This window comes from Rhodoferax sp. XS2R6, from assembly GCF_056521365.1.
Map to the genome: position 1 here is coordinate 268,554 of NZ_JBWMAY010000002.1, position 22,660 is coordinate 291,213.

At 63.2% G+C, this 22,660-nt stretch carries 25 protein-coding genes and 1 pseudogene; 12 read left to right on the plus strand and 14 right to left on the minus strand.

The genetic code is table 11. The features are described from left to right. Window positions 1–73: 73 nt before the first annotated feature. The 5 genes from AC097A_RS07780 to hutC are packed head-to-tail and all read right to left on the minus strand — an operon-like array spanning window position 74 to window position 4,755. A complete protein-coding gene (locus tag AC097A_RS07780; RefSeq protein ID WP_479620398.1) occupies window positions 74–1,453 on the minus strand; it encodes a formimidoylglutamate deiminase in 1,380 nt (459 codons plus the stop codon). Beyond that, the gene (gene hutG, locus AC097A_RS07785; RefSeq protein WP_479620399.1) at window positions 1,450–2,247 is read right to left on the minus strand and encodes an N-formylglutamate deformylase; all 798 of its coding nucleotides are present in this window, start codon (window positions 2,245–2,247) and stop codon (window positions 1,450–1,452) included. Before hutG ends, AC097A_RS07780 begins: the two co-directional genes overlap by 4 nt. Next, window positions 2,244–3,461 carry an imidazolonepropionase gene (hutI, locus tag AC097A_RS07790; protein ID WP_479620400.1) on the minus strand — a complete coding sequence of 406 codons (1,218 nt, stop codon included), beginning with the start codon at window positions 3,459–3,461 and terminating at the stop codon, window positions 2,244–2,246. Before hutI ends, hutG begins: the two co-directional genes overlap by 4 nt. Then, entirely contained in the window at window positions 3,458–4,057 is a 600-nt protein-coding gene (locus AC097A_RS07795; RefSeq protein WP_479620401.1) for a HutD/Ves family protein, read from the minus strand. Before AC097A_RS07795 ends, hutI begins: the two co-directional genes overlap by 4 nt. Then, the gene (gene hutC / locus AC097A_RS07800; RefSeq protein ID WP_479620402.1) at window positions 4,054–4,755 is read right to left on the minus strand and encodes a histidine utilization repressor; all 702 of its coding nucleotides are present in this window, start codon (window positions 4,753–4,755) and stop codon (window positions 4,054–4,056) included. The genes AC097A_RS07795 and hutC overlap by 4 nt, the downstream gene beginning before the upstream one ends. A gap of 77 nt (window positions 4,756–4,832) precedes the next feature. Here hutC and hutU point away from each other — a divergent pair, with 77 nt between their 5' ends. The 5 genes from hutU to map all read left to right on the plus strand — a co-directional run bounded on the left by hutU (window position 4,833) and on the right by map (window position 10,695). After that, the gene (hutU, locus tag AC097A_RS07805) at window positions 4,833–6,536 is read left to right on the plus strand and encodes a urocanate hydratase (RefSeq protein WP_479620403.1); all 1,704 of its coding nucleotides are present in this window, start codon (window positions 4,833–4,835) and stop codon (window positions 6,534–6,536) included. A 26-nt stretch (window positions 6,537–6,562) separates the two neighbouring features. Continuing rightward, complete coding sequence (gene hutH / locus AC097A_RS07810) at window positions 6,563–8,110, plus strand: histidine ammonia-lyase (protein WP_479620404.1); 1,548 nt, start codon at window positions 6,563–6,565, stop codon at window positions 8,108–8,110. 52 nt (window positions 8,111–8,162) lie between these two features. Beyond that, window positions 8,163–9,578 carry a DHA2 family efflux MFS transporter permease subunit gene (locus tag AC097A_RS07815; RefSeq protein WP_479620405.1) on the plus strand — a complete coding sequence of 472 codons (1,416 nt, stop codon included), beginning with the start codon at window positions 8,163–8,165 and terminating at the stop codon, window positions 9,576–9,578. A gap of 68 nt (window positions 9,579–9,646) precedes the next feature. Then, entirely contained in the window at window positions 9,647–9,904 is a 258-nt protein-coding gene (locus AC097A_RS07820; RefSeq protein WP_315495646.1) for a TA system antitoxin ParD family protein, read from the plus strand. Then, window positions 9,904–10,695 carry a type I methionyl aminopeptidase gene (gene map / locus AC097A_RS07825; protein ID WP_479620406.1) on the plus strand — a complete coding sequence of 264 codons (792 nt, stop codon included), beginning with the start codon at window positions 9,904–9,906 and terminating at the stop codon, window positions 10,693–10,695. Before AC097A_RS07820 ends, map begins: the two co-directional genes overlap by 1 nt. A 31-nt stretch (window positions 10,696–10,726) precedes the next feature. Here the strand turns inward: map and AC097A_RS07830 are convergent, their stop codons facing one another. The 3 genes and pseudogenes from AC097A_RS07830 to AC097A_RS07840 all read right to left on the minus strand — a co-directional run. Further along, window positions 10,727–11,542 carry an ATPase gene (locus AC097A_RS07830; protein WP_479620407.1) on the minus strand — a complete coding sequence of 272 codons (816 nt, stop codon included), beginning with the start codon at window positions 11,540–11,542 and terminating at the stop codon, window positions 10,727–10,729. Beyond that, window positions 11,532–11,783, minus strand: a complete 252-nt coding sequence (locus AC097A_RS07835) for a hypothetical protein (RefSeq protein ID WP_236635318.1) — start codon at window positions 11,781–11,783, stop codon at window positions 11,532–11,534. Before AC097A_RS07835 ends, AC097A_RS07830 begins: the two co-directional genes overlap by 11 nt. A gap of 155 nt (window positions 11,784–11,938) precedes the next feature. Further along, window positions 11,939–12,040: pseudogene (locus tag AC097A_RS07840) on the minus strand (PEP-CTERM sorting domain-containing protein); the annotation flags it as partial. Window positions 12,041–12,594: 554 nt separating this feature from the next. Here AC097A_RS07840 and AC097A_RS07845 point away from each other — a divergent pair. The 3 genes from AC097A_RS07845 to AC097A_RS07855 are packed head-to-tail and all read left to right on the plus strand — an operon-like array spanning window position 12,595 to window position 15,200. After that, the gene (locus AC097A_RS07845; protein ID WP_479620408.1) at window positions 12,595–12,723 is read left to right on the plus strand and encodes a hypothetical protein; all 129 of its coding nucleotides are present in this window, start codon (window positions 12,595–12,597) and stop codon (window positions 12,721–12,723) included. 26 nt (window positions 12,724–12,749) lie between these two features. Then, window positions 12,750–13,502: an SDR family oxidoreductase gene (locus AC097A_RS07850; protein WP_479620409.1), complete on the plus strand. Its 753-nt coding sequence runs from the start codon at window positions 12,750–12,752 to the stop codon at window positions 13,500–13,502. A gap of 39 nt (window positions 13,503–13,541) precedes the next feature. Further along, window positions 13,542–15,200, plus strand: coding sequence for a hypothetical protein (locus AC097A_RS07855; protein ID WP_479620410.1), 1,659 nt, complete (start codon window positions 13,542–13,544; stop codon window positions 15,198–15,200). Window positions 15,201–15,217: 17 nt separating this feature from the next. Here the strand turns inward: AC097A_RS07855 and AC097A_RS07860 are convergent, their stop codons facing one another. Further along, complete coding sequence (locus tag AC097A_RS07860) at window positions 15,218–15,613, minus strand: RidA family protein (RefSeq protein WP_479620411.1); 396 nt, start codon at window positions 15,611–15,613, stop codon at window positions 15,218–15,220. Window positions 15,614–15,760: 147 nt separating this feature from the next. On the opposite strand from AC097A_RS07860, the gene AC097A_RS07865 reads away from it, so the two are divergent. Next, the gene (locus tag AC097A_RS07865) at window positions 15,761–16,687 is read left to right on the plus strand and encodes a LysR family transcriptional regulator (RefSeq protein ID WP_479620412.1); all 927 of its coding nucleotides are present in this window, start codon (window positions 15,761–15,763) and stop codon (window positions 16,685–16,687) included. A 105-nt stretch (window positions 16,688–16,792) separates the two neighbouring features. Here the strand turns inward: AC097A_RS07865 and AC097A_RS07870 are convergent, their stop codons facing one another. The 5 genes from AC097A_RS07870 to AC097A_RS07890 all read right to left on the minus strand — a co-directional run bounded on the left by AC097A_RS07870 (window position 16,793) and on the right by AC097A_RS07890 (window position 20,868). Continuing rightward, complete coding sequence (locus AC097A_RS07870) at window positions 16,793–17,509, minus strand: ArsR/SmtB family transcription factor (protein WP_479620413.1); 717 nt, start codon at window positions 17,507–17,509, stop codon at window positions 16,793–16,795. Continuing rightward, the gene (locus tag AC097A_RS07875; RefSeq protein ID WP_479620414.1) at window positions 17,506–17,853 is read right to left on the minus strand and encodes an NIPSNAP family protein; all 348 of its coding nucleotides are present in this window, start codon (window positions 17,851–17,853) and stop codon (window positions 17,506–17,508) included. The genes AC097A_RS07870 and AC097A_RS07875 overlap by 4 nt, the downstream gene beginning before the upstream one ends. Window positions 17,854–18,049: 196 nt before the next feature. Continuing rightward, entirely contained in the window at window positions 18,050–19,357 is a 1,308-nt protein-coding gene (locus tag AC097A_RS07880) for a hypothetical protein (protein WP_479620415.1), read from the minus strand. A gap of 132 nt (window positions 19,358–19,489) precedes the next feature. Continuing rightward, window positions 19,490–20,386, minus strand: a complete 897-nt coding sequence (locus AC097A_RS07885) for an NAD(P)/FAD-dependent oxidoreductase (RefSeq protein ID WP_479620416.1) — start codon at window positions 20,384–20,386, stop codon at window positions 19,490–19,492. Next, on the minus strand, window positions 20,383–20,868 hold the full coding sequence (locus tag AC097A_RS07890; RefSeq protein WP_479620417.1) for an Rrf2 family transcriptional regulator: 486 nt from the start codon (window positions 20,866–20,868) through the stop codon (window positions 20,383–20,385). Before AC097A_RS07890 ends, AC097A_RS07885 begins: the two co-directional genes overlap by 4 nt. Window positions 20,869–21,015: 147 nt before the next feature. Between AC097A_RS07890 and AC097A_RS07895 the strand changes: the two genes are divergently transcribed. Genes AC097A_RS07895 through AC097A_RS07905 form a run of 3 tightly spaced genes read left to right on the plus strand, consistent with a single transcriptional unit; the run spans window position 21,016 to window position 22,657 of the window. After that, entirely contained in the window at window positions 21,016–21,519 is a 504-nt protein-coding gene (locus AC097A_RS07895; RefSeq protein WP_479620418.1) for a DinB family protein, read from the plus strand. 30 nt (window positions 21,520–21,549) lie between these two features. Continuing rightward, window positions 21,550–21,828: a hypothetical protein gene (locus AC097A_RS07900; RefSeq protein ID WP_479620419.1), complete on the plus strand. Its 279-nt coding sequence runs from the start codon at window positions 21,550–21,552 to the stop codon at window positions 21,826–21,828. A 13-nt stretch (window positions 21,829–21,841) separates the two neighbouring features. Continuing rightward, entirely contained in the window at window positions 21,842–22,657 is an 816-nt protein-coding gene (locus AC097A_RS07905) for a phytanoyl-CoA dioxygenase family protein (protein ID WP_479620420.1), read from the plus strand. Window positions 22,658–22,660 lie beyond the last annotated feature (3 nt).

Genomic DNA, 22,660 nt, shown 5'->3' on the forward strand with positions numbered 1-22,660 from the left:
GATTTAGTTCTGTTTTGCTATAAAAATAGTAGCTTCTTGCGCAATATCCACGGTGGTTAGAGGCCAATTTGGCTTAATTTTCCCAGAGCGCCTGCATGGTGACCTCGAACGCCTGTGCAATGCGGTCCTGCTCCACATGGCGGCCCGCATGCACCAGCTTGCAGCCTGCCACCCAGACCTGGCTCAGGGCCGTGCTGTTGGTGGCAAACACCAGTGCATCCAGCTGGTGGCTGGCGGGCACACCCAGCAGGCCTGGCGTTTGCGTATCGAGTACCAGCGCGTCGGCACGCGCACCCCGCGTGAGGCCCCACCGCGCCTGGCCAGCGGCGGGGCCGCCGGCGTGCAGGGCGGCGTCGAACAGACGGGCGGCCGTGGCGGGCTGCTGCCCTGGCGCGGCCGCCACATTGCGCTGCTGCAGGCGCAGGCGCTGGCCGTATTCCAGCCAGCGCAGTTCTTCCGCCCACTGGCGCGACACATGGCTGTCCGATCCCACGGCCGTGGGCACGCCGGCGGTCAGCCAGGCGGGCAGATCGGCAAAGCCATCGCCCAGGTTGCCCTCGGTGCTGGGGCAGATGACGATGCCGGCGCCGCTGCGCGCCACGGCGTCGATCTCGGCCTGCTCGGTGTGCGTGGCGTGCACCAGCTGCCAGCGGGCGTCCATCTTCCAGCGCTGGCCCAGCCAGGCGATGGGGCGCTGGCCTGTAGAGGCCAAGCAGTCGCGCACTTCCTGCATTTGCTCGGCCACGTGGATGTGGATGGGCATGTCTGTACCGCCCACCTGGGCGAGCAGTGCATCAATAGATTCGGCGGAGGCTGCGCGCAGCGAGTGGATGGCCACGCCCGCATTCACCAGCGGCCGGCCGCTGGCCTGCACCGTGGCTTGCAGCCGCGCGATGAAATCGGGCGTGCCGGCAAAGCGGCGCTGGTCGGGCCGCAACGCGGGCTGGGCAAAACCTGCGCGCTCGTACAGCACGGGCAGCACGGTCAGGCCCAGGCCGGCGTCGGCGGCTGCATCGGCTACCGCCCAGGCCATGGTGGCTTCGTCCGCATAGGGCTGGCCGTCGGGCTGGTGGTGCAGGTAGTGGAATTCGCACACCTGCGTGTAGCCACCCTGCAGCAGCTCTACATACAGCTGGGCCGCCACGGCGCGCAGCTGCGCGGGCGTGATGCGCAGCGCCACGCCATACATGCGGTCGCGCCAGGACCAGAAGTCGTCCGCCGCCGATTCGCGTCGCTCGGCCAGGCCGGCGAATGCGCGCTGAAACGCATGACTATGTGCGTTGACCAGGCCCGGAAGCACCGGGCCTGGTAGTACCGTGGCGTGGGCGGGCGGGGTGGTGATGTTGGGCGTGATGTCGGCCCAGTGGCCTTGCGCATCCACAGCCAGGCACACGTTCTGTTCCCAGCGGCCATTCAGCCAAGCCTGCGGCGCCCATAGAAGTTGCTCGCTCATGCGGGCCTCCAGTCCACCAGGGTCTGCACCAGCGCCCGCAGCACAGGCAGTACAGTGGCTGCACGCGCGGGGTCGATGGCGTAGGGCGGCTCCTCGGCCATGTAACACCGCCAGCACATCTCCAACTGGATGGCGTGCACGTTCTCGGCCGGCCGGCCGTAGTGGCGCGTGATGTGGCCACCCTTGAAACGGCCATCCACCACCTGGGTGAAATCCTGTTGGCTTTGCAATACTTTCGATAGCGCCTCGCGCAATGCAGGTGCGGTACTGCTGCCATTCACCGTGCCCAGGTTCAGATCCGGCAGCTGGCCGTCAAACAACCAGGGCAGCACGGAGCGGATGCTGTGCGCATCAAACAGCACCGCGTGGCCATGCACGGCGCGCAGGCGCTGCAACTCGGCTTGCAATGCATCGTGGTAGGGACGCCAGTAGCTTGCGACCCGATCGGAAATCTCGGCCTCGCTGGGTGCCATGCCCTCGCGGTACAGCGGCTCGCCACTGAAAAAGCGGGTGGGGCACAGCTCGGTGTTGTTCACGCCGGGGTACATGGGCGCATTTTCGGGTGGGCGGTTAAGGTCCACCACATAACGCGCATAGCGCGGCACGATGGTGCCCGCACCCATGGCGCGCACAAAGGCGTAGAGCGGCTCCAGAAACCAGTCGGTGTCTTCGGTGGCTAGCGCGCGCGGCACCATGCGAGTTTGCAGGTCCGCCGGTATCTCGGTGCCCACGTGGGGAAAACTCACCAAGAGCGGCGTGCTGCCGGACGTGAGGGTGAAGACGGGGTGACTCATACGCTGCGCTCCAGCCCGCCGTGGATGACGCGGCGGCAAGGGTTGTGGCCAAACCAGTAGGCCAGTTCGTTGGGGTGCTCCAGGTCCCACACACAAAAGTCAGCGCGCTGGCCAGCCGCCAGCGTGCCGCGGTCGTGCAGGCCCAGGGCGCGTGCGCCGTGTACCGTGGCGCCGCGCAGCGCCTCTTCGGGCGTCAGGCGGAACAACGTGCAGGCCATGTTGAGCATCAGCAACAGCGACAGGCCGGGCGAGGTGCCGGGGTTATGGTCGGTGGCAATGGCCAGCGGCACGCCGTGGGCGCGCAGGGCGTCGATAGGGGGAAGCTTGGTGTCGCGCAGAAAGTAATAGGCGCCGGGCAGCAGCACAGCCACGGTGCCGGCGGCTTGCATGGCGCGGATGCCAGATTCGCTCAAGTGCTCCAAGTGGTCGCACGACAGTGCGCCAAACTCGGCGGCCAGCGCGGCCCCGCCCTGGTCGCTCAGCTGTTCGGCATGCAGTTTGACTGGCAAGCCCAGTGCGCGTGCGGCCTCAAACACGCGCCGTGTCTGCGCGGGTGTGAAGCCAATGTTTTCGCAAAACGCATCCACCGCATCCACCAGACCTTCGGCCTGCAGCGCGGGCATCCAGGCGCAGACGGCGTCCACATAGTCGTCGGTGCGGCCCGCAAACTCGGGCGGCACGGCATGCGCGCCCAAGTAGGTGGTGCGCACACTCAGTGGCAGCGCGTCGCCCAGTGCGCGCGCCACACGCAGGCAACGTGCTTCGTCGGCCTCACTCAAGCCATAGCCCGATTTGATTTCGATGGTGGTCACGCCCTCGGCCATCAAGCTCTGCGCGCGACGGGTGGCACTGGCTAACAGTTCTTTGTCGCTGGCGGCACGCGTGGCGGCTACAGTGGAGCGTATGCCACCGCCTGCGCGCGCGATGGCTTCGTAGCTGGCGCCCTGCAGGCGTTGCTCAAACTCTGCCGCGCGCTGGCCGCCATAGACCAGGTGTGTGTGGCAGTCCACGAGGCCCGGTGTCAACAACGCGCCGCCCAGGTCGTATTCGTCCTCCACCTGTTTTGCCTTTGGGGCGGGCAGGGCAGATGCTTCGCCTACCCAGACGATGCGATCGCCCTGCGTGAGCAGGGCGCCGTCTTCAATCCAACCCCACGGTGTGCTGCCGTGCAGCGTGGCGAGCTTGGCATTGCGCCAGAGGGTAAGGGCGGTCATGCGTGGTCTCCGGTGGTGGCACTTTGGGGAGAAAAGCCCAGCCAGTAGGCGCATGGCGCCTGCGTGGCATCGTCCGCCAAAAACTGCCAGCGTGCGCTGCGTGGTTGGGGGTGCCAGAGCAGGGTGTGGGCATCCAGCTCCAGGGTCTGCGTGCCATCGGTCCACCGGCCGGCATGGCAGGTGTAGAGGCCGCCAGCCACCAGGCTGGCATGCCAGGCCACGCCCGGTTGCACGGCCTGCATCAGGCCCTTGCCGCCGCGCACCATCAGGTTCAGGTCTTGTGTGGGGCCGACTAGCAGCCGGCAGCCGGGGGCGGCTGCGCCATCAAAGTACAGCGGCGCGTCGCCAGCGCGCAGCACCTGTTCGCTGCCCAGCTGCAAGGCCACGCCCGCACCTTGCAGCACCGCAAACCAGCGTTGCACGCCGGGGAAGGCAGAGAAAGGGCCATCGGTGTCAATGTCCGCACGGCTGATGCGCAACTGCCAGGGGTTTGCCGGATCTGCGGGCGGCCACGCCAGCAGTTCGCGCGTTTGCCCGCCGCCATTGCGCCAGGGCTGGGGCGTGCAATCCTGCGCGTGGATGAGTTGCGGCGTCATGGCTTGAACTGCCCGTGGATTTGGTAACGCGCGCCGGGGTGCACCAGCCGCGCCAGGGTGATAGGTACGTCGCGGTTCATGGTGCGGCGCACCACGATGAGGCAAGGGTCTGCCGTGGTGATGCCCAGCAGTTCGGCCTCGTGTGCGCTGGGTTGGCCGGCTTCGATGGAGTACTGCGCCTCCCACAGTGGCGCTACCTCCAGCAGGTAGTGCGTGGGTGTGGTTTGGGTGAAGTCCATGCCCAAATAGTCCGGCGCGCAGGCCGGGTTCACATAGCGGTCCTCGCACTGCAGTGGCACGCCATTCTCGTAATGCACGATGAGGGTGTGGAACACCGGTGCCCCCAGCGGCAGGCCCAGCTGCTGCGCCAGGCCATCGGCCGTGGGCTCCTCACGCGACAGCACCACCCGCGCATGGTGCTGGTGGCCGCGCGCCAAGATGTCTTCGTGCAAATCGGTGATGGTGAGGGTGGACGACACGCGCGCCAAGTGCGCCGCAAACGTGCCCACGCCCTGCACGCGCGTGACCAGACCTTCGGCCTGCAACTCGCGGATGGCGCGGCCCACCGTCATGCGACTGACCTGAAACTGGCCCACCAGCTCGGACTCGGACGGCATCTGCGCGCCTGGTGTCCAGCGGCCTTCGGCCAGTCCTTGTTTCAGAAAATCTTTGACACGGGTATAGGGTGCTTGAGCCATGGTGTAAATTCTAGTTGCATAGACATGTCTAGACAAGTAGACTTCGCCGCATTCTTTGTTGTTTGTGAGAAAAGACCATGGCATCCACCATCACACCCGCCCAAGCCCACCCCGTGCGCGCACCTCGCGGCACCGAGCTGCATTGCAAGAACTGGCTCATTGAAGCCGCCTACCGCATGCTGCAAAACAACCTGGACCCCGAAGTGGCCGAGAACCCCGACGCCCTGGTGGTGTACGGCGGCATTGGCAAGGCCGCACGCAACTGGGACTGCTACGAGGCGATCCTGGAAAGCCTGCGCAACTTGAATGAAGACGAAACCCTGCTGGTGCAAAGCGGCAAGCCCGTGGGCGTGTTCCGCAGCCACGCGGATGCGCCACGCGTGCTGATTGCCAACTCCAACCTGGTGCCCAAGTGGGCCACCTGGGAGCACTTCCACGAGCTGGATAAAAAGGGCCTGATGATGTACGGCCAGATGACGGCCGGCAGCTGGATCTACATTGGCAGCCAGGGCATCGTGCAGGGCACGTACGAGACCTTTGTGGAAGCTGGCAAGCAGCACTACGGTGGCAGCCTGGCCGGGCGCTGGATCTTGACCGCGGGCCTGGGCGGCATGGGCGGTGCGCAGCCGCTGGCCGCCAGCTTTGCGGGGGCCTCATCCCTCAACATCGAATGCCAGCAAAGCCGCATCGACTTCCGCCTCAAGACCCGTTATGTGGACGAGCAGGCCGCCGACCTGGACGATGCGCTGGCCCGCTTGGCTAAATACACGGCGGAGAAGAAAGCCGTGTCGATTGCCTTGCTGGGCAATGCGGCCGACATCCTGCCCGAGTTGGTGAAGCGCGTGAAAGCCGGCGCCACCGGCGGTGTGCGCCCCGACATCGTGACTGACCAAACCTCCGCCCATGACTTGGTCAACGGCTACCTGCCCAGCGGCTGGACGGTAGAGCAGTGGCGCGCTGCACAGGCCGACGACACCCAACACGCCGCGCTGCGCCTGGCTGCTGCCAAGGGCTGCGCCGTGCATGTGCAAGCCATGCTGGACTTTCAGGCCATGGGCATTCCGACCGTGGACTACGGCAACAACATCCGCCAGGTGGCGCTGGACCAAGGCGTGCAGAACGCTTTCGACTTCCCTGGCTTTGTGCCCGCTTACGTGCGCCCGCTGTTCTGCCGTGGCAAGGGGCCGTTCCGCTGGGTGGCGCTGAGTGGCGACCCCGAGGACATCCGCAAGACCGACGCGAAGATGAAAGAGCTGTTCCCCGAAGACACGGCCCTGCACCGCTGGCTGGACATGGCCGGTGAGCGCATCGCCTTCCAGGGCCTGCCCGCACGCATTTGCTGGATCGGCCTGGGCGAGCGCCACCGCGCCGGCCTGGCGTTTAACGAGATGGTGAAAAACGGTGAGCTGAAAGCCCCCATCGTCATCGGCCGCGACCATTTGGACAGCGGCAGCGTGGCATCGCCTAACCGCGAGACTGAAAGCATGCAGGACGGCAGCGATGCCGTGAGCGACTGGCCGCTGCTCAACGCGCTACTCAACACCGCCGGTGGCGCCACCTGGGTGAGCTTGCACCACGGCGGTGGCGTGGGCATGGGTTACAGCCAGCACAGCGGCGTGGTCATCGTGGCCGACGGCACGGATGCAGCCGCCCGGCGCCTGGAACGCGTGCTGTGGAACGACCCCGGCACCGGCGTGATGCGCCATGCGGATGCGGGCTACGACATTGCGGTGCAGTGCGCCAAAGAACAGGGTATGAACCTGCCCATGCTGGCCAAATAATCCACAACAACAAGAAAGAAAAACCCATGACCTCTCTCATCCTCCACCCCGGCAAGATCACGCTCGACGAGCTGGGCCTGATCCATGCGGACGTGTGCCAACTGACCCTGCCCGCATCGGCCCGCGTGGCCATGCGGGCATCGCACGCGCTCGTCAAGGCTGCGGCCGATGGCGATGCGCCGGTGTATGGCGTGAACACCGGCTTTGGCAAGCTGGCCAACAAGCGCATTAGCAAAGACCAGCTGGCTACGCTGCAGCGCAACCTGATCCGCAGCCACAGCGTGGGTGTGGGGGAGCCGCTGGCTGCGCCCATCATGCGGCTGATGATGGCCACCAAGGCCGCCAGCCTGGCGCGCGGCTACTCCGGCTGCCGAGAGCTGGTGGTGGACACGCTCTTGGCCGTGCACAACGCGGGCCTGGTGCCCTTTGTTCCCGCACAAGGTTCGGTGGGTGCGTCTGGCGACCTGGCGCCGCTGTCCCACATGACGCTTGCGCTGATGGGCGAGGGCGACATGATGGTGAATGGCCAGCGCGTGCCCGCGCTGCAGGCACTGCAAAAGGCGGGCATCACACCGCTGGAGCTGGAAGCCAAGGAGGGCCTGGCCCTCATCAACGGCACGCAGACATCGACCGCGCTGGCACTGCATGGCCTGCTGGCGTTTGAGCCGGTGCTGGAAGCCGCGCTGCTGATCGGCGCGCTGACGCTAGACGCCGCGCGCGGCAGCGACGGCCCGTTTGACCCGCGCATCCACGCCGTGCGCGGCCAGCCTGGCCAGATTGATGTGGCGCAGTACTACCGCGAGGTGCTGGTAGGCAGCCAGATCCGCAAGTCGCACGAAGAGGGGGACGACCGCGTGCAAGACCCGTATTGCTTGCGCTGCCAGCCGCAGGTGGTGGGCGCCTGCCTGGACCAACTGCGCCACGCCGCGCGCGTGCTGCTGATCGAAGCCAATGCGGTCACCGACAACCCGTTGGTCTTCCCTGATGACGGCGCGATGATCTCCGGCGGCAACTTCCACGCCGAGCCCGTGGCCCTGGCGGCCGACGGCATGGCCCTGGCCATTGCCGAAGTGGGCGCCATTGCCGAGCGCCGCATTGCCATGCTGATCGACAGCGGCGTGTCGCGCCTGCCGCCTTTCCTGACCGCCGATGCGGGCCTCAACAGCGGCTTCATGATCGCGCACGTCACCGCCGCCGCACTGGCGTCGGAAAACAAATCCATGGCGCACCCGGCCAGCGTCGACAGCCTGCCCACCAGTGCCAACCAGGAAGACCATGTCTCCATGGCCACCTTCGCCGCGCGCCGCCTGCAGGGCATGATCCACAACACGGCCCACATCCTCGGCATCGAACTGCTGGCCGCCGCACAGGGGATAGAGTTTCTGCGCCCGCTGCAAAGCTCTCCGGTGCTAGAAGCCGTGCACGCGCTGCTGCGCAAAGACATCCCCGCACACCACGTGGACCGCTACCTGGCGCCCGACATTGCACACGCCACGCAGCTGGTGCGTGACGGCGCAGTGGCCAAGCTGCTCAAGCCACTGAGCGGCCTGCCCAAGTTGTGGATTCCGGGCTAGGGGGCGATACCGCAACGGGTGCAAGGTTGTTGCCCCGGGGCTACCATTTGCCATGGCCACCAGCGAATCCACGACCAAACGTTACCTGCCCTGGGTGGTCGCCACGGCGCTGTTCATGGAGCAGCTGGACTCCACCATCGTCAACACCGGCATCCCGGCGATGGCGGCCAGTCTGGGCGTTACGCCGCTGAGCCTGAAGGCCGTGGTCAGCAGCTACATCCTGGCGCTGGCGGTCAGCATTCCCATAAGCGGCTGGCTGGCCGAACGGTATGGCAGCCGGCGCGTCTTCATGTTTGCGGTGGGCTTGTTCACGGTGTCGTCGGTGTTGTGCGGCCTGGCCGTCAACGCCACCATGCTGATTGCCGCGCGCGTGCCGCAGGGCATTGCGGCGGCCATGATGATGCCGGTGGGCCGCATGGTCATCGTGCGCACCTTCTCCAAGGGCGAGCTGCTGCAGGCCATGAACTTCGTCATCATCCCCGCGCTGTTGGGGCCGCTGCTGGGGCCCACGGTGGGCGGGCTGATCGTGCACTGGGCCTCGTGGCGCGAGATCTTTTTTGTGAACGTGCCCGTGGGCCTGGCCGCCATGTGGTTTGCCAGCAAACACATGCCTAATTACCAAAACGACACACCGCCCCCGCTGGATGTGCGCGGCTTGCTGTTGTTTGCCAGTGGTGCTGGCTTGCTGTCGTGGCTGCTGGAGGTGTTTGGCGAAATCAGCCTGTCCAACGAGACGGTGGCTATGTTGGTGGCCGTGTCGCTGGGGCTGCTGGCCGCCTATGGCTGGCACGCCAAGCGGGTGCCACACCCGCTGCTGCGCCTGTCGCTGTTTTCCACGCGCACCTTTCGTGTGGGTGTGTTGGGCGGTTTTGTCACGCGGCTGGGTGTGGGTGGCATGCCGTTTTTGCTGCCGCTGCTGTACCAGCTGGGCCTGGGCATGCCGGTCTGGCAGTCGGGCCTGTTGATGATGCCAGCCGCCATTGCCGCCATGGCCATGAAGGCGCTGGCCGCGCCCATGCTCCGGCGTTTTGGTTACCGGCGCGTGCTCATCGTCAACACGCTGCTGGTGGGCTGCGCCATCGCCAGTTATGCGCTGGTGGATGCGGGCACGCCGCTGTGGGCCATCGTGGGCCTGGGGCTGGCGCTGGGCCTGTTCAACTCGCTGCAGTTCTCCAGCATGAACTCCATGGCCTATGCCGACATTGACGCCGCCGACACCGCCATGGCCAGTACCCTGGCCAGCACCTTGCAACAAATGTCCATGAGCTTCGGGCTGGCCTTTGGCTCGTTGATCACCGCGTACTTCTTGCAAGGTCTGTCGCAGTCCGACCGCCTGGCCGTCACGTCCTCGCTGCACCACGCCTTCATCGCGCTGGCAGTGCTGACCGTGGTGTCGTCCGCCGCATTCTGGACGCTGCGGCCAGAGGATGGGGAGAGTGTCAGCAAGGGGAGTGCGGCTGCTTCTTGAAAGTTCGGTTGCATGAGGCGATGTATGAAGCGTATATAATACGTATACGTTTCATATGGAGTTAACCCATGGGTATTGTCAAAATTTCGGACCAGATGCACGAGAACCTGCGTGTGGCGGGCAGTGCACTCAGCCGGTCTATCAACGCACAGGCCGAACACTGGATGCGCGTCGGCATGCTGACCGAGATGTACCCGGAACTGGACTACCGGGAAATCTGCCAACTGCTCATTCGGGCTGAACTGGCGGGGGGGCTAGACATCACCATGGCCTCTGCTGGCCAGTTGGGCAAACCCGGCGCATCCACCGCCGAAAAGAAACACTGATGCTGCACGACGTCCCCCTCAAATCGGCCGAAGAATTGGCCCTGTCGCGCCGCGCTGCACAGCTGGCTGCCCAGGTGCTGGCCATGATCGAGCCCCACGTGGTGCCCGGCGTCAGCACCGAGGCGCTGGACCGCCTCTGCCACGACTACATCGTCAACGTGCAAGGCGCCATTCCCGCCAACCTGGGCTATCTGGATTACCCCAAAACCATCCTCACCTCTGTGAACCAGGTGGTGTGCCACGGCATTCCGTCGGCCGACCAGATTTTGAAGAAGGGCGACATCGTCAACATCGACGTGGCCGTCAACAAGGACGGCTGGTTTGGCGACACCAGCCGCATGTTCTATGTGGGCGAGCCCAGCGTGTTGGCCAAGCGTCTGGTGGAGACGACCTACGAAGCTTTGCGCGCCGGCATCCAGCAAGTCAAGCCCGGCGCCACGCTGGGCGATGTGGGCCACGCCATCCAGACGGTGGCCCACCGCGAACGCTTTAGTGTGGTGCGCGAATACTGCGGCCACGGCATTGGCCAGATCTACCACGACGAACCCCAGGTGCTGCACTACGGCCAGCGCGGCCACGGCCTCACGCTGGAACCCGGCATGGTCTTCACGATTGAGCCCATGCTCAACGCCGGCAAACGCGACACGCAACAGCTGGCCGATGGCTGGACGGTGGTGACCAAAGACCGGTCACTGTCCGCCCAGTGGGAGCACATGGTGGCAGTGACTGCGGACGGGTACGAGGTGTTAACCGCGTGGCCGGGTGGGACCGGAGCGTATCCGGCGATGTGACAGTCGCGCTAGGTCAGCCGCACTGGATGCGTCAGGAAAATGACCGCCACAGCGCCGTGTTCACAAACCACGTGTTGATGCGGCTCGTGTGGAGGGTGAGGCTGACTTCACCTGCTTGCTCCTGGACTTCAGCCAACAACTTGTGCTTGGAACCCGAGTTGTCGAAGATGTACGCCCGATGGGCTACCTCGGAGGCCTCGGTCATCAGACCGATCGACTCACCGTAGCGCTTGCGGACCTTGTCGGCTGGGACCGGGTGGCCGCCCTGCATGACACGGCGCCGCACACGGTCCAGGTTGATCTCTGGATCGTCCGTGGCGACAAAGTAGAGATAGACCCGGTAGCCCCGGTTGCGCGCTTCCTTCATGAAATCGACTTTGTCGCGCGAGGACATGACCGTCTCGAAGGTGAATGTCTTGCCTTCTTCCAGCAACTCGCGGCGGATGGTGTCGGCCAGCACCGACGCGAGGTAGGAGTTAAAAGGGCCAGGCACTTTCAAGGTGAGCGACTTGCTGATCGTCATCTGCCCGAGCAACGCGTGCAGCCCCAGTTTCTCGGCAAACTTGGAGTTTTGGATGTGCTGTTCGAGCCTGCGCAGCACCGCCTCGTGCCGGGCCGTGATACCCAGTTTTGCCAAACTCAGCTCGCCACCGGTGTCTTTGAGTGCACGCTCAATTTCATCGGCGTTGATGAACACGCCAATCCACTGCGGTTTGAGTTCACTTTGAATGGTGCTCTTGCCCGATCCATTGGGGCCCGCCAGTACGCGTAGCCGGGGTTGGGCCGCAGGAGCAGGTTTTGCGGGCGGCTTGGCCGCCGTTTTGCCGCCTGCCGGTTTACTTGACACGCTTGAGGATGGCGCCAGGCTTCACGCGCTTGCCCAGGGGCAGGGGCTTGATGACGGTGGAGGTGCCATCCGCACGACGCTCCACCATTTGGCCCTGACTCGTCTTCACGACGACGGCGCCAGTGCGGTGCAACGTGGTCTTGTAGGCCGCATGCCCCGACTTGGCCGCAAGCTCAGGGAAGCGACGCTCGGCAATTTGCATTGCGTGTTCTGACAAGGGCAAGCTGTTGCGGGAAGACATAAATGATCCAAAAAGCCTGTGTGGGCCCATTTTAACAGTCGGCCCCTTGCAAAGGGGGGCAAGCGTTCATGGCCCTAGAAGCAAGAGTTGGCATGAGCATAAAAAACGGGAGCTTGGCTCCCGCTTTTTTATTCAGTATGTTGCGCAGTGTGAGTTTATGCAGCTGTCGCCAATTTGCGGCGGCGGGCAACACCTGCCATCAAACCCAGCCCCGCCAACATCAGGGCATAAGACTCTGGCTCGGGCACTGCTGTCACTTCGGTCAATTTCCAGTAGGGGTCGGCGACCTTGTTATAGCTGTAAAAGTAATAGATCGAACTTTCGCCCGTGCTGTAACCAATTACATAACTGTAGGCATTGTCGGTTGGCCTGAAATAATTGGAAGTCTTGGCGGCAATGAACGCAAAGTTGTTCTGCGCCCCGCTAAACGAAACCACAGCATCACCACTCACCCAATCTGCAGCCTGAGTGTCATAGTGGTAGGGAAGAGCGGCACCTTCGCCACCCAGTTCCGCATTGAGGAAGCTGGCCCTGACGCTGATATTCGACAGGTTTGTGACCAGGTCGCCAGTAGCGATGCCGTCAAACGAGCCAGAAATACTGAATTCTGGCGTTGGGTTGTACGAGTAGTTGAACGTGGCTGCCTGCGCAACCACTGCGAACGAAAAAACGGCTGTAGCAAAAATCTTCTTCATTGTTTACTCCCTAATTGAATTTGGCTTTGCACGGCAAATTTTAATGCCGCCCTGAGTACCTGCCCGATGGCAAAACCGCCGACTTCAATTTCGAGCGCCCGCAGCAGGGCAGGGTGATGTACCCTGAGTTCAAGCAGCGCACCCAGCAAGCCGGTTGCGTGGGCTACACGGTCTGGATTGCGGGCCGCCACGTGGTCTACCTGGGCCGCAGGGGCGACACGCATGTCGAGCGCTTTCCCAACTGATTCTTTGCATTGTTGAAGGACCCCATATGAACTCCAACTCCCCAGTCGCACTGGTCACCGGTGCTGGCACCGGCATCGGGCGGGCCGTGGCCCTGGCGCTGCTGCACGCGGGTTACCGCGTCGTATTGGCCGGGCGGCGGGCCGAGCCGCTGAACGCGGTGGCCCAGGCCAGCTGCACCGACCGCGCACACCCGGTGTGCGTGGACGTGAGCCAGCCGGCATCGGTGGACCAGCTGTTTGCCACCATCCAAGCCAAGTTTGGCCGGCTAGACCTGTTGTTTAACAACGCGGGCGTGGGGGCGCCCAAAGTCAACTTCGAAGACATCAGCTTTGCGCAATGGCAAACGGTGGTGGATGCCAACCTCACCGGCTCCTTTTTGTGCGCGCAAGGCGCCTTTCGCCTCATGAAGAGCCAGAGCCCGCAGGGCGGGCGCATCATCAACAACGGCTCCATCTCCGCCCACGCACCGCGCCCCAATTCCGCGCCCTATACCTCCACCAAACACGCTATCACCGGCCTCACCAAGTCCATCTCTTTGGACGGTCGCAAGTACAACATTGCCTGCGGCCAAATTGACATTGGCAACGCGCTGACCGAGCTGTCGGCCCGCATGTCCACCGGCGTGCTGCAGGCCCATGGCGAGGTTGCCGTGGAGCCCATGATGGATGTGCAGGAAGTGGCCAACGCCGTGCTGCACATGGCGCAGCTGCCGCTGTCCACCAACGTGCAGTTCATGACCATCATGGCAACCAACATGCCGTTTGTGGGTCGCGGCTAAGCCTTTTCAGGGCGCGAGGCCAGTGCGATACTGGCCCGCATGCACCAGCCTGAAGCTCCCCACGGCGTACGCCATTTCGGACAAATCCTGCTGTGGCCCCTGCGGCTGATGCCGGTGCGCGGGGCGGAGGCGCAGCACGCCAAGCCGTGGGAAATCTTGTCCGCCATGGGCGACGCCACCCCCTGGCGCGAAGTGGTGGACGAATACACCGGCGATGCCCAGCACTTTCATGAGCGGCATTACAACGAGTTCGTCACCTTCCTGCCCTATGTGCAGCGCTTCCTGTATGGCGAAGGCCATGCCAAGGGCGGCGGGCAGGTGCACGGCTCGCCCATGCGGGTGTTCCGCCGCCACGATGTGAGCGCGGTGCGCGTCGTTCTGCGCGCCTTCGAGGAAGCCATCACCCTGAATGTGGTGCATGTCGACCTGTATTTCTTTTTGGACCTGGACCTGGTGCTGCTCAACGTCGAGGTGGCGTGTGACCACTTGCCGCTGGCGCAGGCGCAAGAACTGCTCTACCGCTTTGGCCGTGGCTACCCCTCGGGCTGGGATGCGCAGGGTCAGGCCCAGCACTGCCTGCACCAGGCCGAGTGGCTGGGCGCGCAAGGCCAGGTGCTGGCGCAATCCAACGCGGGCGAGCGCGACCTGTTCATGGCGCATGTGGCCCGCCACCGCGCCCCCCGCATTGCCGCCCACTGGGACTGGCTGTTGCAGCCACTGGTGAGCGACCATTCGGAGCAAGAGGGCGCACTGCGCTACCGGCAGATCGAGTACTACCGCATGCCCTTGCTGGGCTACTTGGCCGTGGACGACCCCCAGACCCTGAGCCGCAGCGATTTCGTCCGGCTTGGCTTGGTCACCGGCGCTGGCAGTGCGGAGGGTGAGGCCGCGCTGCCCTTTGCCGACGACCACCTCTGCGATTTTGAAGACCGGTATTGCTACGACCGGTTCTGGACACCCGGTGGCGCCGCGCCCCACACCCGCTACCTTTGCACCGGCCATTCGTTGATTGTGGTGGGCGATGCCAACAGCCAGTTTTTCTCGTGCCGGGACCGGGGCGTGCTGGCGCAGTTCAGGCACCAGCACTTTTTGCTGTTTTTGATTGCGCATTTTCAGAAAGCCGCGTTGTTGATGTTTTCAGACCGGCTGGCCGAAACACTGCGCAACCTCAACATCAGCGACCCCGCCAGCGTGCGCGTGTTCAAGCGCAGCATCCGCAGCAGCTTTGCCGGCTTTTTGCGTTTTACCCACCGCTACTGGTTCCATGAGATTTCGGAACAGGCCCAAACCCGGGCGCTGTTTGCCAAGTGTGTGCAGCACCTGGGGCTGGACCCGCTGTATGCCGAAGTCAAAGAGCGCATTGCCGACATGAACAACTACCTGGAAGCCGACAGCCTGCGCCGCCAGGCCAACACCGTCGTGCGCCTTACCGTGGTCACCATCCTGGGCCTGATCGGCACCATTACCACCGGCTTTTTGGGCATGAACCTGCTGGCCGAGGCAGACGCCCCCTTGTTGCACAAGGTGCTGGTGTTTGCCTTGGTGTTTGGGGTCACCATCACACTCACGGTCTACACCATTGCCAAGTCCAAGCGCTTGTCGGATTTTCTGGATGTGATCTCTGAAGAACGCGTAGGCACCTGGACCAAGATGAAAGCCTTCGCCGCCATCTGGGCCCGGGAGCGCGATCGGGATTGAGGGCGGTGCCGGTGCGCCTAAGCCTCTGGCAGCTTGGCAATCACCTTGATTTCAAACTGAAACCCGTAGAGCCAGGTCACGCCAATCCCCGTCAGCGTGGGGTGCGGCGCCTCGCCCCAAAACTCATGGATTACGGGCATGACGGTTTCAAAGTGCTTCTCCGGGTCCACGATAAACACCGTGACGTCAATCACGTCGTCGAAGGTGCAGCCCGCGGCCGCCAGGATGGCGTTGAGGTTCTCAAACGCCAGGCGCACCTGCTGGGTCACCTCCGGCTCGGGCGAGCCATCGGGCCTGCTGCCCACCTGGCCCGACACAAACAAAAAGCCATTCGACTGGATGGCGGGCGAGTAGCGGTTTTTTTCATACAGCGCCTGGCGCCCCGCGGGAAAAACAACATTGCGAACGGACATGGAATACCTCGTTGGATAGTGGGTTTGAAAAGAGAAGCCCAATGGCTCGCCCTGAATTTAGGGCGCCACGCCTGCGCGATAAACCAGCAAGTCGCACAATCACTGTTTGCAATTCCCAAACAATCAACGGGGTAAGGTCAGGCCGATATGGACCGTTTTGATGCAATGCAAGCCTTTGTGCGCGTGGTGGAGACCGGCAGCTTTACCAAGGCCGCGCTCACCCTGCACATGAGCAAAACCACGGTGACGCAGCTGGTGCAGCAGCTGGAGGCACGGCTGCGCGTCAAGCTGCTCAACCGCACCACGCGGCAGGTCCACGTCACCGCCGATGGCGCGGCCTACTACGAGCGGGCCGTGCGCCTGCTGGTGGACCTGGACGACGCCGAGACCAGCCTGTCCAGCGCCACCGCCGCGCCCCGGGGGCGGCTGCGTGTGGACGTGCCAAGTCCGCTGGCGCGCATGTTGTTGGTTCCCGCATTCCCGGCATTCCACGCCCTTTACCCGGACCTGCAGATCGAGATGGGCGTGAGCGACCGCATGGTTGACTTGATTGGCGACAACGTGGATTGCGTGATCCGCGGTGGCGAAGTCACCCAACCCTCGCTCATCGCGCGCCATGTGGGCGACCTGCAGCTTGGTGTGTATGCGGCGCCCAGTTATCTGCAAAGGGTTGACCAACCCCTGCACCCCTTGGACCTGGAGGCGGACCCACACCGCATCGTTGGCTTTTTGTCGTCGCGCACCGGCAAGCTGTTGCCCAGCATCCTGCGCCAGGGCGACGCGCGCATCGAAGTCAAAGGCAAACACGCCCTGGCCGTGGACGACGGCAACGCCTACCTTGCTGCCGGCCTGGCGGGCGTGGGGGTGCTGTGGCTGCCCCACTACATGGCCAAGCCCCACCTGGCGCGTGGCGAACTCGTGCCCTTGTTTCAAGACTGGGCGCTAGACCCCATGCCCCTGTACCTGGCCTTCCACCCCAACCGCCATGTCAGCGTCAAGTTGCGCGTCTTTATCAACTGGGTGGTGGAGCTGATGGCAGAGCACGCGCCCATCGTCGCCAGAGCAAGCGGTTGAATGAAGGGTGCCAAGTTTGCTACGAATTCAGTAGCTGTTTGCGCAATATCCACGGGGGCTAGAGGCCAATTTGACTCATAAATGCCAGCGAAAAGCCGGTGGAGCCTACAGCGCGTTGACCGAAGGCAGCAAGCCCGCCAAGTGCTTGCGCCCCAGCGGCGTCACCTCCAGCGCGCGTTCACCATCATGGCGGCGCAGCCAGCCTTGCTGCAGGCATTGCGCCAGCAGCGCCTTGGGCAGCTTGCCCGCCATGTGGTCGCGGCGCTCGGACCAGTCCAGGCAGCGGTAGGCCAGGCGGGTGGATGCAGAGGGTTTGTCCATGCCCTCCACCGCAAAGCCCATCGCATCTAGGCCCACTTTGCCTTGTGCCGTCAGCAGGTAGCCGTCACTGATGGGCGCGAGCCATTCTTTGGACAGCAGCTGCGAAAACATCTCCACGCCCAACTGCCCCGCCAGGTGCCCATAGCAGCAGCGCGCAAAGCGCAGCCGCTGGCGCGTGGGGTTGGCCCAGGCGGCGGTGTGGGTGCGGCGCTCGGCCATCAGCGCCAGCGCCTCCAGCGCGTGGGCCACCTCGTCGTCGGCCAGCTTGTAGTAGCGGTGCCGCCCGCGCTGCTCGCACACCAGCAGCTCCGCATCCATCAACTTGCTCAAGTGCCCGCTGGCCGTGGCTGGCGATACGGACGCAGCCCGCGCCAGCTCCCCCGCGCTGGCGTAGTCGCCCGCCAGCAGGTAGCTGAGCATGCGGGCGCGCGTGGCGTCGGCAATCACCGCGGCCACGCTGGCCAGCCGGGGTTCAAACGGGGCGGGGGAGGGAGAAGTCATGCCGCTTCAATATAGCCCGTGGGCGCCTGCAGGTAGCTGGCGGGCACCGGCTGGGGAAAGGTGCGCTCCTCCTTCAGGATGAACCGCTCACGCTGTGCAAACGCAAAGTTCGCCTGAGCCTCGTCGTCTTCGCGCAGCCGCTGGCGGTAGGCCTCATACGCCGCCAGGCTGGAGAAGGAGATCAGCCCCCAGGCCTCGTAGTTGCTGCCCTCGTGCGGCACAAAGTAGCCCAGCAAATGCCCGCCCAGACGGGGGATGATGCGGGCCCAGTTGTTGGCGTAGACCGTGAACTGGTCTGTCTGGAATGGGTCGATTTCGTAGCGGATGAAGCAGGTGATCCTCATGGGGACTTCTCTTGTGGTGGTGAGAGAAGTCTGGAGGAGGAATCTTGGAAATGCTTTGGTGGGTGGCGAAATGACGTTGGCTAGAGCGTTGTGAGTCTCGTACAACGCACCATCTGTCCCAAAAACGTTTGCTTTAGCTTTCTGCGTCGTTTGCCATGCGCAGCATTCTGGGACATGAAGTGTAGAAGAGAGCCCATTACGTGTAAGTATGGCCTTGAACGATTAGGGCGCGTGCCCGCTCGCTCGGTTCAAGCAGACTCTCTATATGGTCGTGGAGGTTGTAGCGATCGACGACTGCTTCGACCATCTCCGTTTGACCAAGAAAGTTCAGCGAATTTAGGATGCTCGTGAGCGCTGAAGTCTTTTCTAGAAGGTGGCGTGCGTCATTAAGATATTGAGTGGGCGTGTCGGCATAATTTTTTGAAGCCTTCCGATACTGCCCGAGCAACATTTCAAATATTTCGGAAAAATTTTCGTCACGGTCAAAATAAAACAATGCCTGTATCGCTGCAAATGCGTCAGGTTCTATGGAGTCAACGAGCTTCTTGCTGAGTTTCTGTGATTTCTCGTACGAAGATGCAATCTCTGCAAAGTCTGGTTCCGACAAGTCGAATTCTTGCTCGAACGCTGATGGTGGTGCCACTATTCTTTTCAAGTCATGCTCTTCTTTCCAAATGTCTAGGAAGATTCCGAGCACAGTGGCATCAAGATTTGGAATCGGAATTTTTTGGGCACATATCGCTGCAAGCTCGCGGCGGCTCTGTATTACGTTCAACGCCTTTGAAAAATCATTGCTACTTAAATTGAATTCCTCAAGCACCGAGGATTTCGCCTGATTGAATTCAGGCAAGGACCATCGATCACGGGGGGGAAGTACTGTCGCAACTCTCGCAAGTTGTAGCCGGGAAAGTTTGGTCGTAAATCCACCCCAACCGTACTCGGTCAAAAGATCTTCATTCAGGCGATTTAGGTTTCTGAGGAGGCGCTCCAGATTGGCCCATTGTTCTTTAAGCAGAACAACATTGATAACTGACATTGACGTCAAATGCTTGTTGTTTTCCAAATCAAATGCGTACCTGAAAACTTGTCCCGTCGCATCGACTTCTGCGACATCGGTAACGTATTGATCCAATACTTTCACCAACTCGATATATCGCGGATCAAATTGAAGTGCCTGCTTCTTTACATGGCTCCAAATATTTCCTAGATCGTGAGAGTTTGCGAGGTCAAAAGCTGCAAAGTCTGATGACCTGATCTTTGCCAATTGCTCTAACGCAACTGCGGCTGCCTTTAAAAATAGTTCGATGGCATGCCGCATGTTGAAGCAAATGGGATAAATGAAAGTGTCAACTGTCAGTCTTCCCCTGCTATCTACGATTTGATCGAGTAACAGGTTTGCTGCCGACGCGTATCCGCTCGCGTAGTCATAGATCTGTGGATCCCCGTTTGTGCCAACACAGGCATTTGCCCAAGTCGGCTCACCTCCACTAAAGGTTGCATTCATATTCGTGAGGGCGAGTGATAGATCATGTAGATATCAGCAAGTGTCTCATTATTGAGCTATTGCATTTGGAGCTCTAAGGCCTCGTATTCTTCGAATGTTTGTGTAGCTACGGACCAACACGCGTGTCGGCTCTCAAACCATCGACCCCCGATGCGCCCCAAACCCCGCCATCGCCCCATCCGCCACCGCCAGCGTCACATTCCCCGCCGCCCGCGCAGCATCCCCACACGCAAACACATTGGGCACGCTGGTGGCCTTGAAGTCATCCACCTTGATGAATAGGCCCATGGGGCCTTCTTCCAGCGCGCAGCCCAGTTGCGTGGCCACGGGGCTGGCCAGCAGCGTGCGCGGTTGGGTGAACAGGCCGTTCATGCGGACGGTGCGGCCGTCTTGCAGCACCACATCGGCCACGCCGTCTATGCGTTCAATGCGTGTCGCCTCTATCTGCGTGCCGCGGCGGGCGATGGCGGCCAGGTCTTCGTCGCTGGGCGTGTACGCGCCGTTCAAAAACAGGGTGGGGCTGCCCCAGTCCGGCAGCATGAGCGCGTGGTGCAGCGCCAAGGGCGACGCGGCGATGATGCCGATGGGGCCGGCGTTCATCTCGTAGCCGTGGCAATACGGGCAGTGGAAAATGCTGCGGCCCCAGCGTTCGGCCAGGCCGGGCACGGGCGGCAGCTCGTCGCGCACACCGGTGGCCAGGATGAGGCGGATGGCGCTGATCGCCTCGCTGCCCACGCGGAATTCCAGCCGGCCGTCGTCGGCTACGCGCGCATCGTCCGCCGTGCCGTGCATCCATTCCACGCTGGAGTAGTTCATCAGCTGCTCGCGGGCGTCGGCGGCTATCTCGGCCGGGGCGCGGCCGTCCTGGCTGAGGAAGCCGTGGGATGTTTCACCCGCCGCGTCCACAAAGCGGTTGCGGCGCAGGCCGGCGTCCACCACCAACACATTGCGGCGCGCACGCGCCAGTTGCAGGGCGGCGGCCATGCCGGCGTAGCTGCCGCCGATGACGGCAAAGTCAATGTGCTTCACGAGGTGTGTTCCTTCAGATGGTGGTGGCTGGTATGGCTTGTGTGGCCAGATGTTCTGTGCTGCGCCATGCGGCGGTGAAAGTCAGCCGAGAGCGTGGCCAGGGTGACGGCGCCAAAGCGTTTGAGCAGCAGGGCCTCGGCCTCTTGCGCGGCGCCGGCCAGTGCGTCGTTCACGGCCTGGGCCACCAGGCAGGTGGGCCGGTCTTCCCGAAAGCCCAGCGACACCAGGGGCGGAGCGCCCAGCGCCTGGTACACATCACCCAGGGTGATGCGGTCCATGTCGCATGCCAGCACCCAGCCGCCGCCGTGGCCCTTAGCCGACACCACAAACCCGGCCTCCCGCAGGCCGCCCATCAGGCGGCGCAGCACCACGGGGTTGGTCTGCATGGCGGCGGCCAGCGCCTCCGAGGTGGCGGGGCCTTCGCCCTCGGCCATGTGCAGCAGCACGTGCAATACGTCAGACAGTTGGCTGTTTTGTTTCATGTAACTAATATAGTTGCATGATGTAAACCTTGCAGACTGCAAGGATTTTGTCGGGCGGGCGGTTTCGTTCGATGAACAAAGCAGGCGGCTTGCCGGCGCCGTTCGATAATAGGTAGACACCCCGCAGCCACCCACCCGGAGCCTGTCATGTCCCTCGCGATGCTGAAAACCCTGTATGCCCAAAAAACCTGGGCCAATGCCGAGCTGTACGACTGCATGTTCACGGTGGACTCGGCCCAACATGCCGAGCCGCTGCACACCGCCATCCGCACGCTTAACCATATCTACGTGGTGGACCGCATCTTTCGTGCGCACTTGCTGGGTGAGCCGCATGGCTACACACAAAGCAACACGGTAGAGACGCCCGCGCTGGATGAGCTGCACTTTGCCGCGGCCGAGACGGACCTGTGGTTCGAGGCCTACCTGGCCGGGCTGGACGCCAGCGCGCTGGCAGAAAACCTGACGTTTCAATTCACCGATGGCGATGCCGGGCGCATGACGCGCGAGGAAATGCTGCTCCATGTGCTCACCCATGGGGCCTACCACCGCGGCAATGTGGGCCAGGTGCTCAAGGGCATTGCCGTTACGCCGCCGCGCGATTTGCTGACCAAGTTTTTGCACCAGCGCGAATCTGCCAGACGGCAGGGCTGAGGTTTCTTTTATTCGATTGATGGACCTTTCATGACAAGCAACACACCCTACGTTTCCAACAGCGCCACCTCCGAAGCCCAAGCCTGGGAAGCACTCAAAGCCCTGGGCGACGCCGCACTGGCACAAGGCGGCTTGCAAGCCGTGCTGCAGATGTTTGTGGGCACCCTCACCGGCGCCGAAGAAGTGGCCCGCGTGAGCGAGGAAGCCGGCCACCCCGACAGCCTGACGCCCGAGGTGATTGCCCAATGGATCTATACCGACTACGCCCCCGGCATGCAGCAGGCGCTGGCGCAGGGCGGGGCAGAGTAGGGCGTACGGCACGATGCCTGACACCTACACCTTGCCCCCCGCCACCGTGCACGACTACGCGCGCCAAGGCGCCGTGGTGCTGCGCGGTGTGCTCACCCCCGACGAAGTGGCCCAGCTTGCGCGCGGCATCGAGCACAACCTAGCCCACCTGAGCCCGCTGGCGCAGGTGGCCAGCCGGGCCGACGACCCGGGCAAGTTTGTTGAAGACTTTTGCACCTGGCAGCACAACGCGGACTACGCAGACGTGATGCAGCACAGCGCCTTGCCCCGTGTGGCCGCACAGCTGATGCAGAGCGACACCGTGCGCATCTACCACGACCACCTGCTGGTGAAAGAGCCCGGCACGCGCCAGCCCACACCCTGGCACCAAGACCAGCCCTACTACAACGTGGCAGGCCGGCAAAACGTGAGCTTCTGGATTCCCGTAGACCCGGTGCCGCTGGAGGGCACGCTGCGTTTTGTGGCCGGCTCGCACGCGGGCACCTGGTACATGCCGCGCACCTTTCGTGACCAGCAGGCCAAGTGGTTCCCTGAAGGCGCGCTGGCCGAGCTGCCGCAGATTGACGCGCACCCGGAGCAGTTTGAACAGCTGGGCTGGGCGCTGCAGCCGGGCGATGCCGTGGCCTTCCACATGCTCACCCTGCACGCCAGCAGCGGCGTGGGGCCAGGCACGCGGCGGCGCGTGTTCTCGGCCCGCTATCTGGGGGATGACACACGCCACGCGGTGCGCAGCTGGCGTACCTCGCCGCCGTTCACCGGACTGGCAGACCGCCTGCCCGATGGGGCGGTGATGGACGATGTGCTGTTTCCGCTGCTGAGCCTGCGGTAGGCG

Bases quoted from the DNA above. Each gene is read 5' to 3' on its own strand.
- AC097A_RS07850 (WP_479620409.1), top strand. From the start codon at position 12,750: ATGAACTCCAACTCCCCAGTCGCACTGGTCACCGGTGCTGGCACCGGC.
- hutG (WP_479620399.1), bottom strand. From the start codon at position 2,247: ATGAGTCACCCCGTCTTCACCCTCACGTCCGGCAGCACGCCGCTCTTG.
- AC097A_RS07880 (WP_479620415.1), bottom strand. From the start codon at position 19,357: ATGAATGCAACCTTTAGTGGAGGTGAGCCGACTTGGGCAAATGCCTGT.
- AC097A_RS07795 (WP_479620401.1), bottom strand. From the start codon at position 4,057: ATGACGCCGCAACTCATCCACGCGCAGGATTGCACGCCCCAGCCCTGG.
- AC097A_RS07820 (WP_315495646.1), top strand. From the start codon at position 9,647: ATGGGTATTGTCAAAATTTCGGACCAGATGCACGAGAACCTGCGTGTG.
- AC097A_RS07875 (WP_479620414.1), bottom strand. From the start codon at position 17,853: ATGAGGATCACCTGCTTCATCCGCTACGAAATCGACCCATTCCAGACA.
- AC097A_RS07845 (WP_479620408.1), top strand. From the start codon at position 12,595: ATGTACCCTGAGTTCAAGCAGCGCACCCAGCAAGCCGGTTGCGTGGGC.
- AC097A_RS07780 (WP_479620398.1), bottom strand. From the start codon at position 1,453: ATGAGCGAGCAACTTCTATGGGCGCCGCAGGCTTGGCTGAATGGCCGC.
- AC097A_RS07895 (WP_479620418.1), top strand. From the start codon at position 21,016: ATGTCCCTCGCGATGCTGAAAACCCTGTATGCCCAAAAAACCTGGGCC.
- map (WP_479620406.1), top strand. From the start codon at position 9,904: ATGCTGCACGACGTCCCCCTCAAATCGGCCGAAGAATTGGCCCTGTCG.
- AC097A_RS07905 (WP_479620420.1), top strand. From the start codon at position 21,842: ATGCCTGACACCTACACCTTGCCCCCCGCCACCGTGCACGACTACGCG.
- AC097A_RS07865 (WP_479620412.1), top strand. From the start codon at position 15,761: ATGGACCGTTTTGATGCAATGCAAGCCTTTGTGCGCGTGGTGGAGACC.
- hutH (WP_479620404.1), top strand. From the start codon at position 6,563: ATGACCTCTCTCATCCTCCACCCCGGCAAGATCACGCTCGACGAGCTG.
- hutU (WP_479620403.1), top strand. From the start codon at position 4,833: ATGGCATCCACCATCACACCCGCCCAAGCCCACCCCGTGCGCGCACCT.
- hutC (WP_479620402.1), bottom strand. From the start codon at position 4,755: ATGGCTCAAGCACCCTATACCCGTGTCAAAGATTTTCTGAAACAAGGA.
- AC097A_RS07855 (WP_479620410.1), top strand. From the start codon at position 13,542: ATGCACCAGCCTGAAGCTCCCCACGGCGTACGCCATTTCGGACAAATC.
- AC097A_RS07890 (WP_479620417.1), bottom strand. From the start codon at position 20,868: ATGAAACAAAACAGCCAACTGTCTGACGTATTGCACGTGCTGCTGCAC.
- AC097A_RS07860 (WP_479620411.1), bottom strand. From the start codon at position 15,613: ATGTCCGTTCGCAATGTTGTTTTTCCCGCGGGGCGCCAGGCGCTGTAT.
- AC097A_RS07900 (WP_479620419.1), top strand. From the start codon at position 21,550: ATGACAAGCAACACACCCTACGTTTCCAACAGCGCCACCTCCGAAGCC.
- AC097A_RS07835 (WP_236635318.1), bottom strand. From the start codon at position 11,783: ATGTCTTCCCGCAACAGCTTGCCCTTGTCAGAACACGCAATGCAAATT.
- AC097A_RS07815 (WP_479620405.1), top strand. From the start codon at position 8,163: ATGGCCACCAGCGAATCCACGACCAAACGTTACCTGCCCTGGGTGGTC.
- hutI (WP_479620400.1), bottom strand. From the start codon at position 3,461: ATGACCGCCCTTACCCTCTGGCGCAATGCCAAGCTCGCCACGCTGCAC.
- AC097A_RS07870 (WP_479620413.1), bottom strand. From the start codon at position 17,509: ATGACTTCTCCCTCCCCCGCCCCGTTTGAACCCCGGCTGGCCAGCGTG.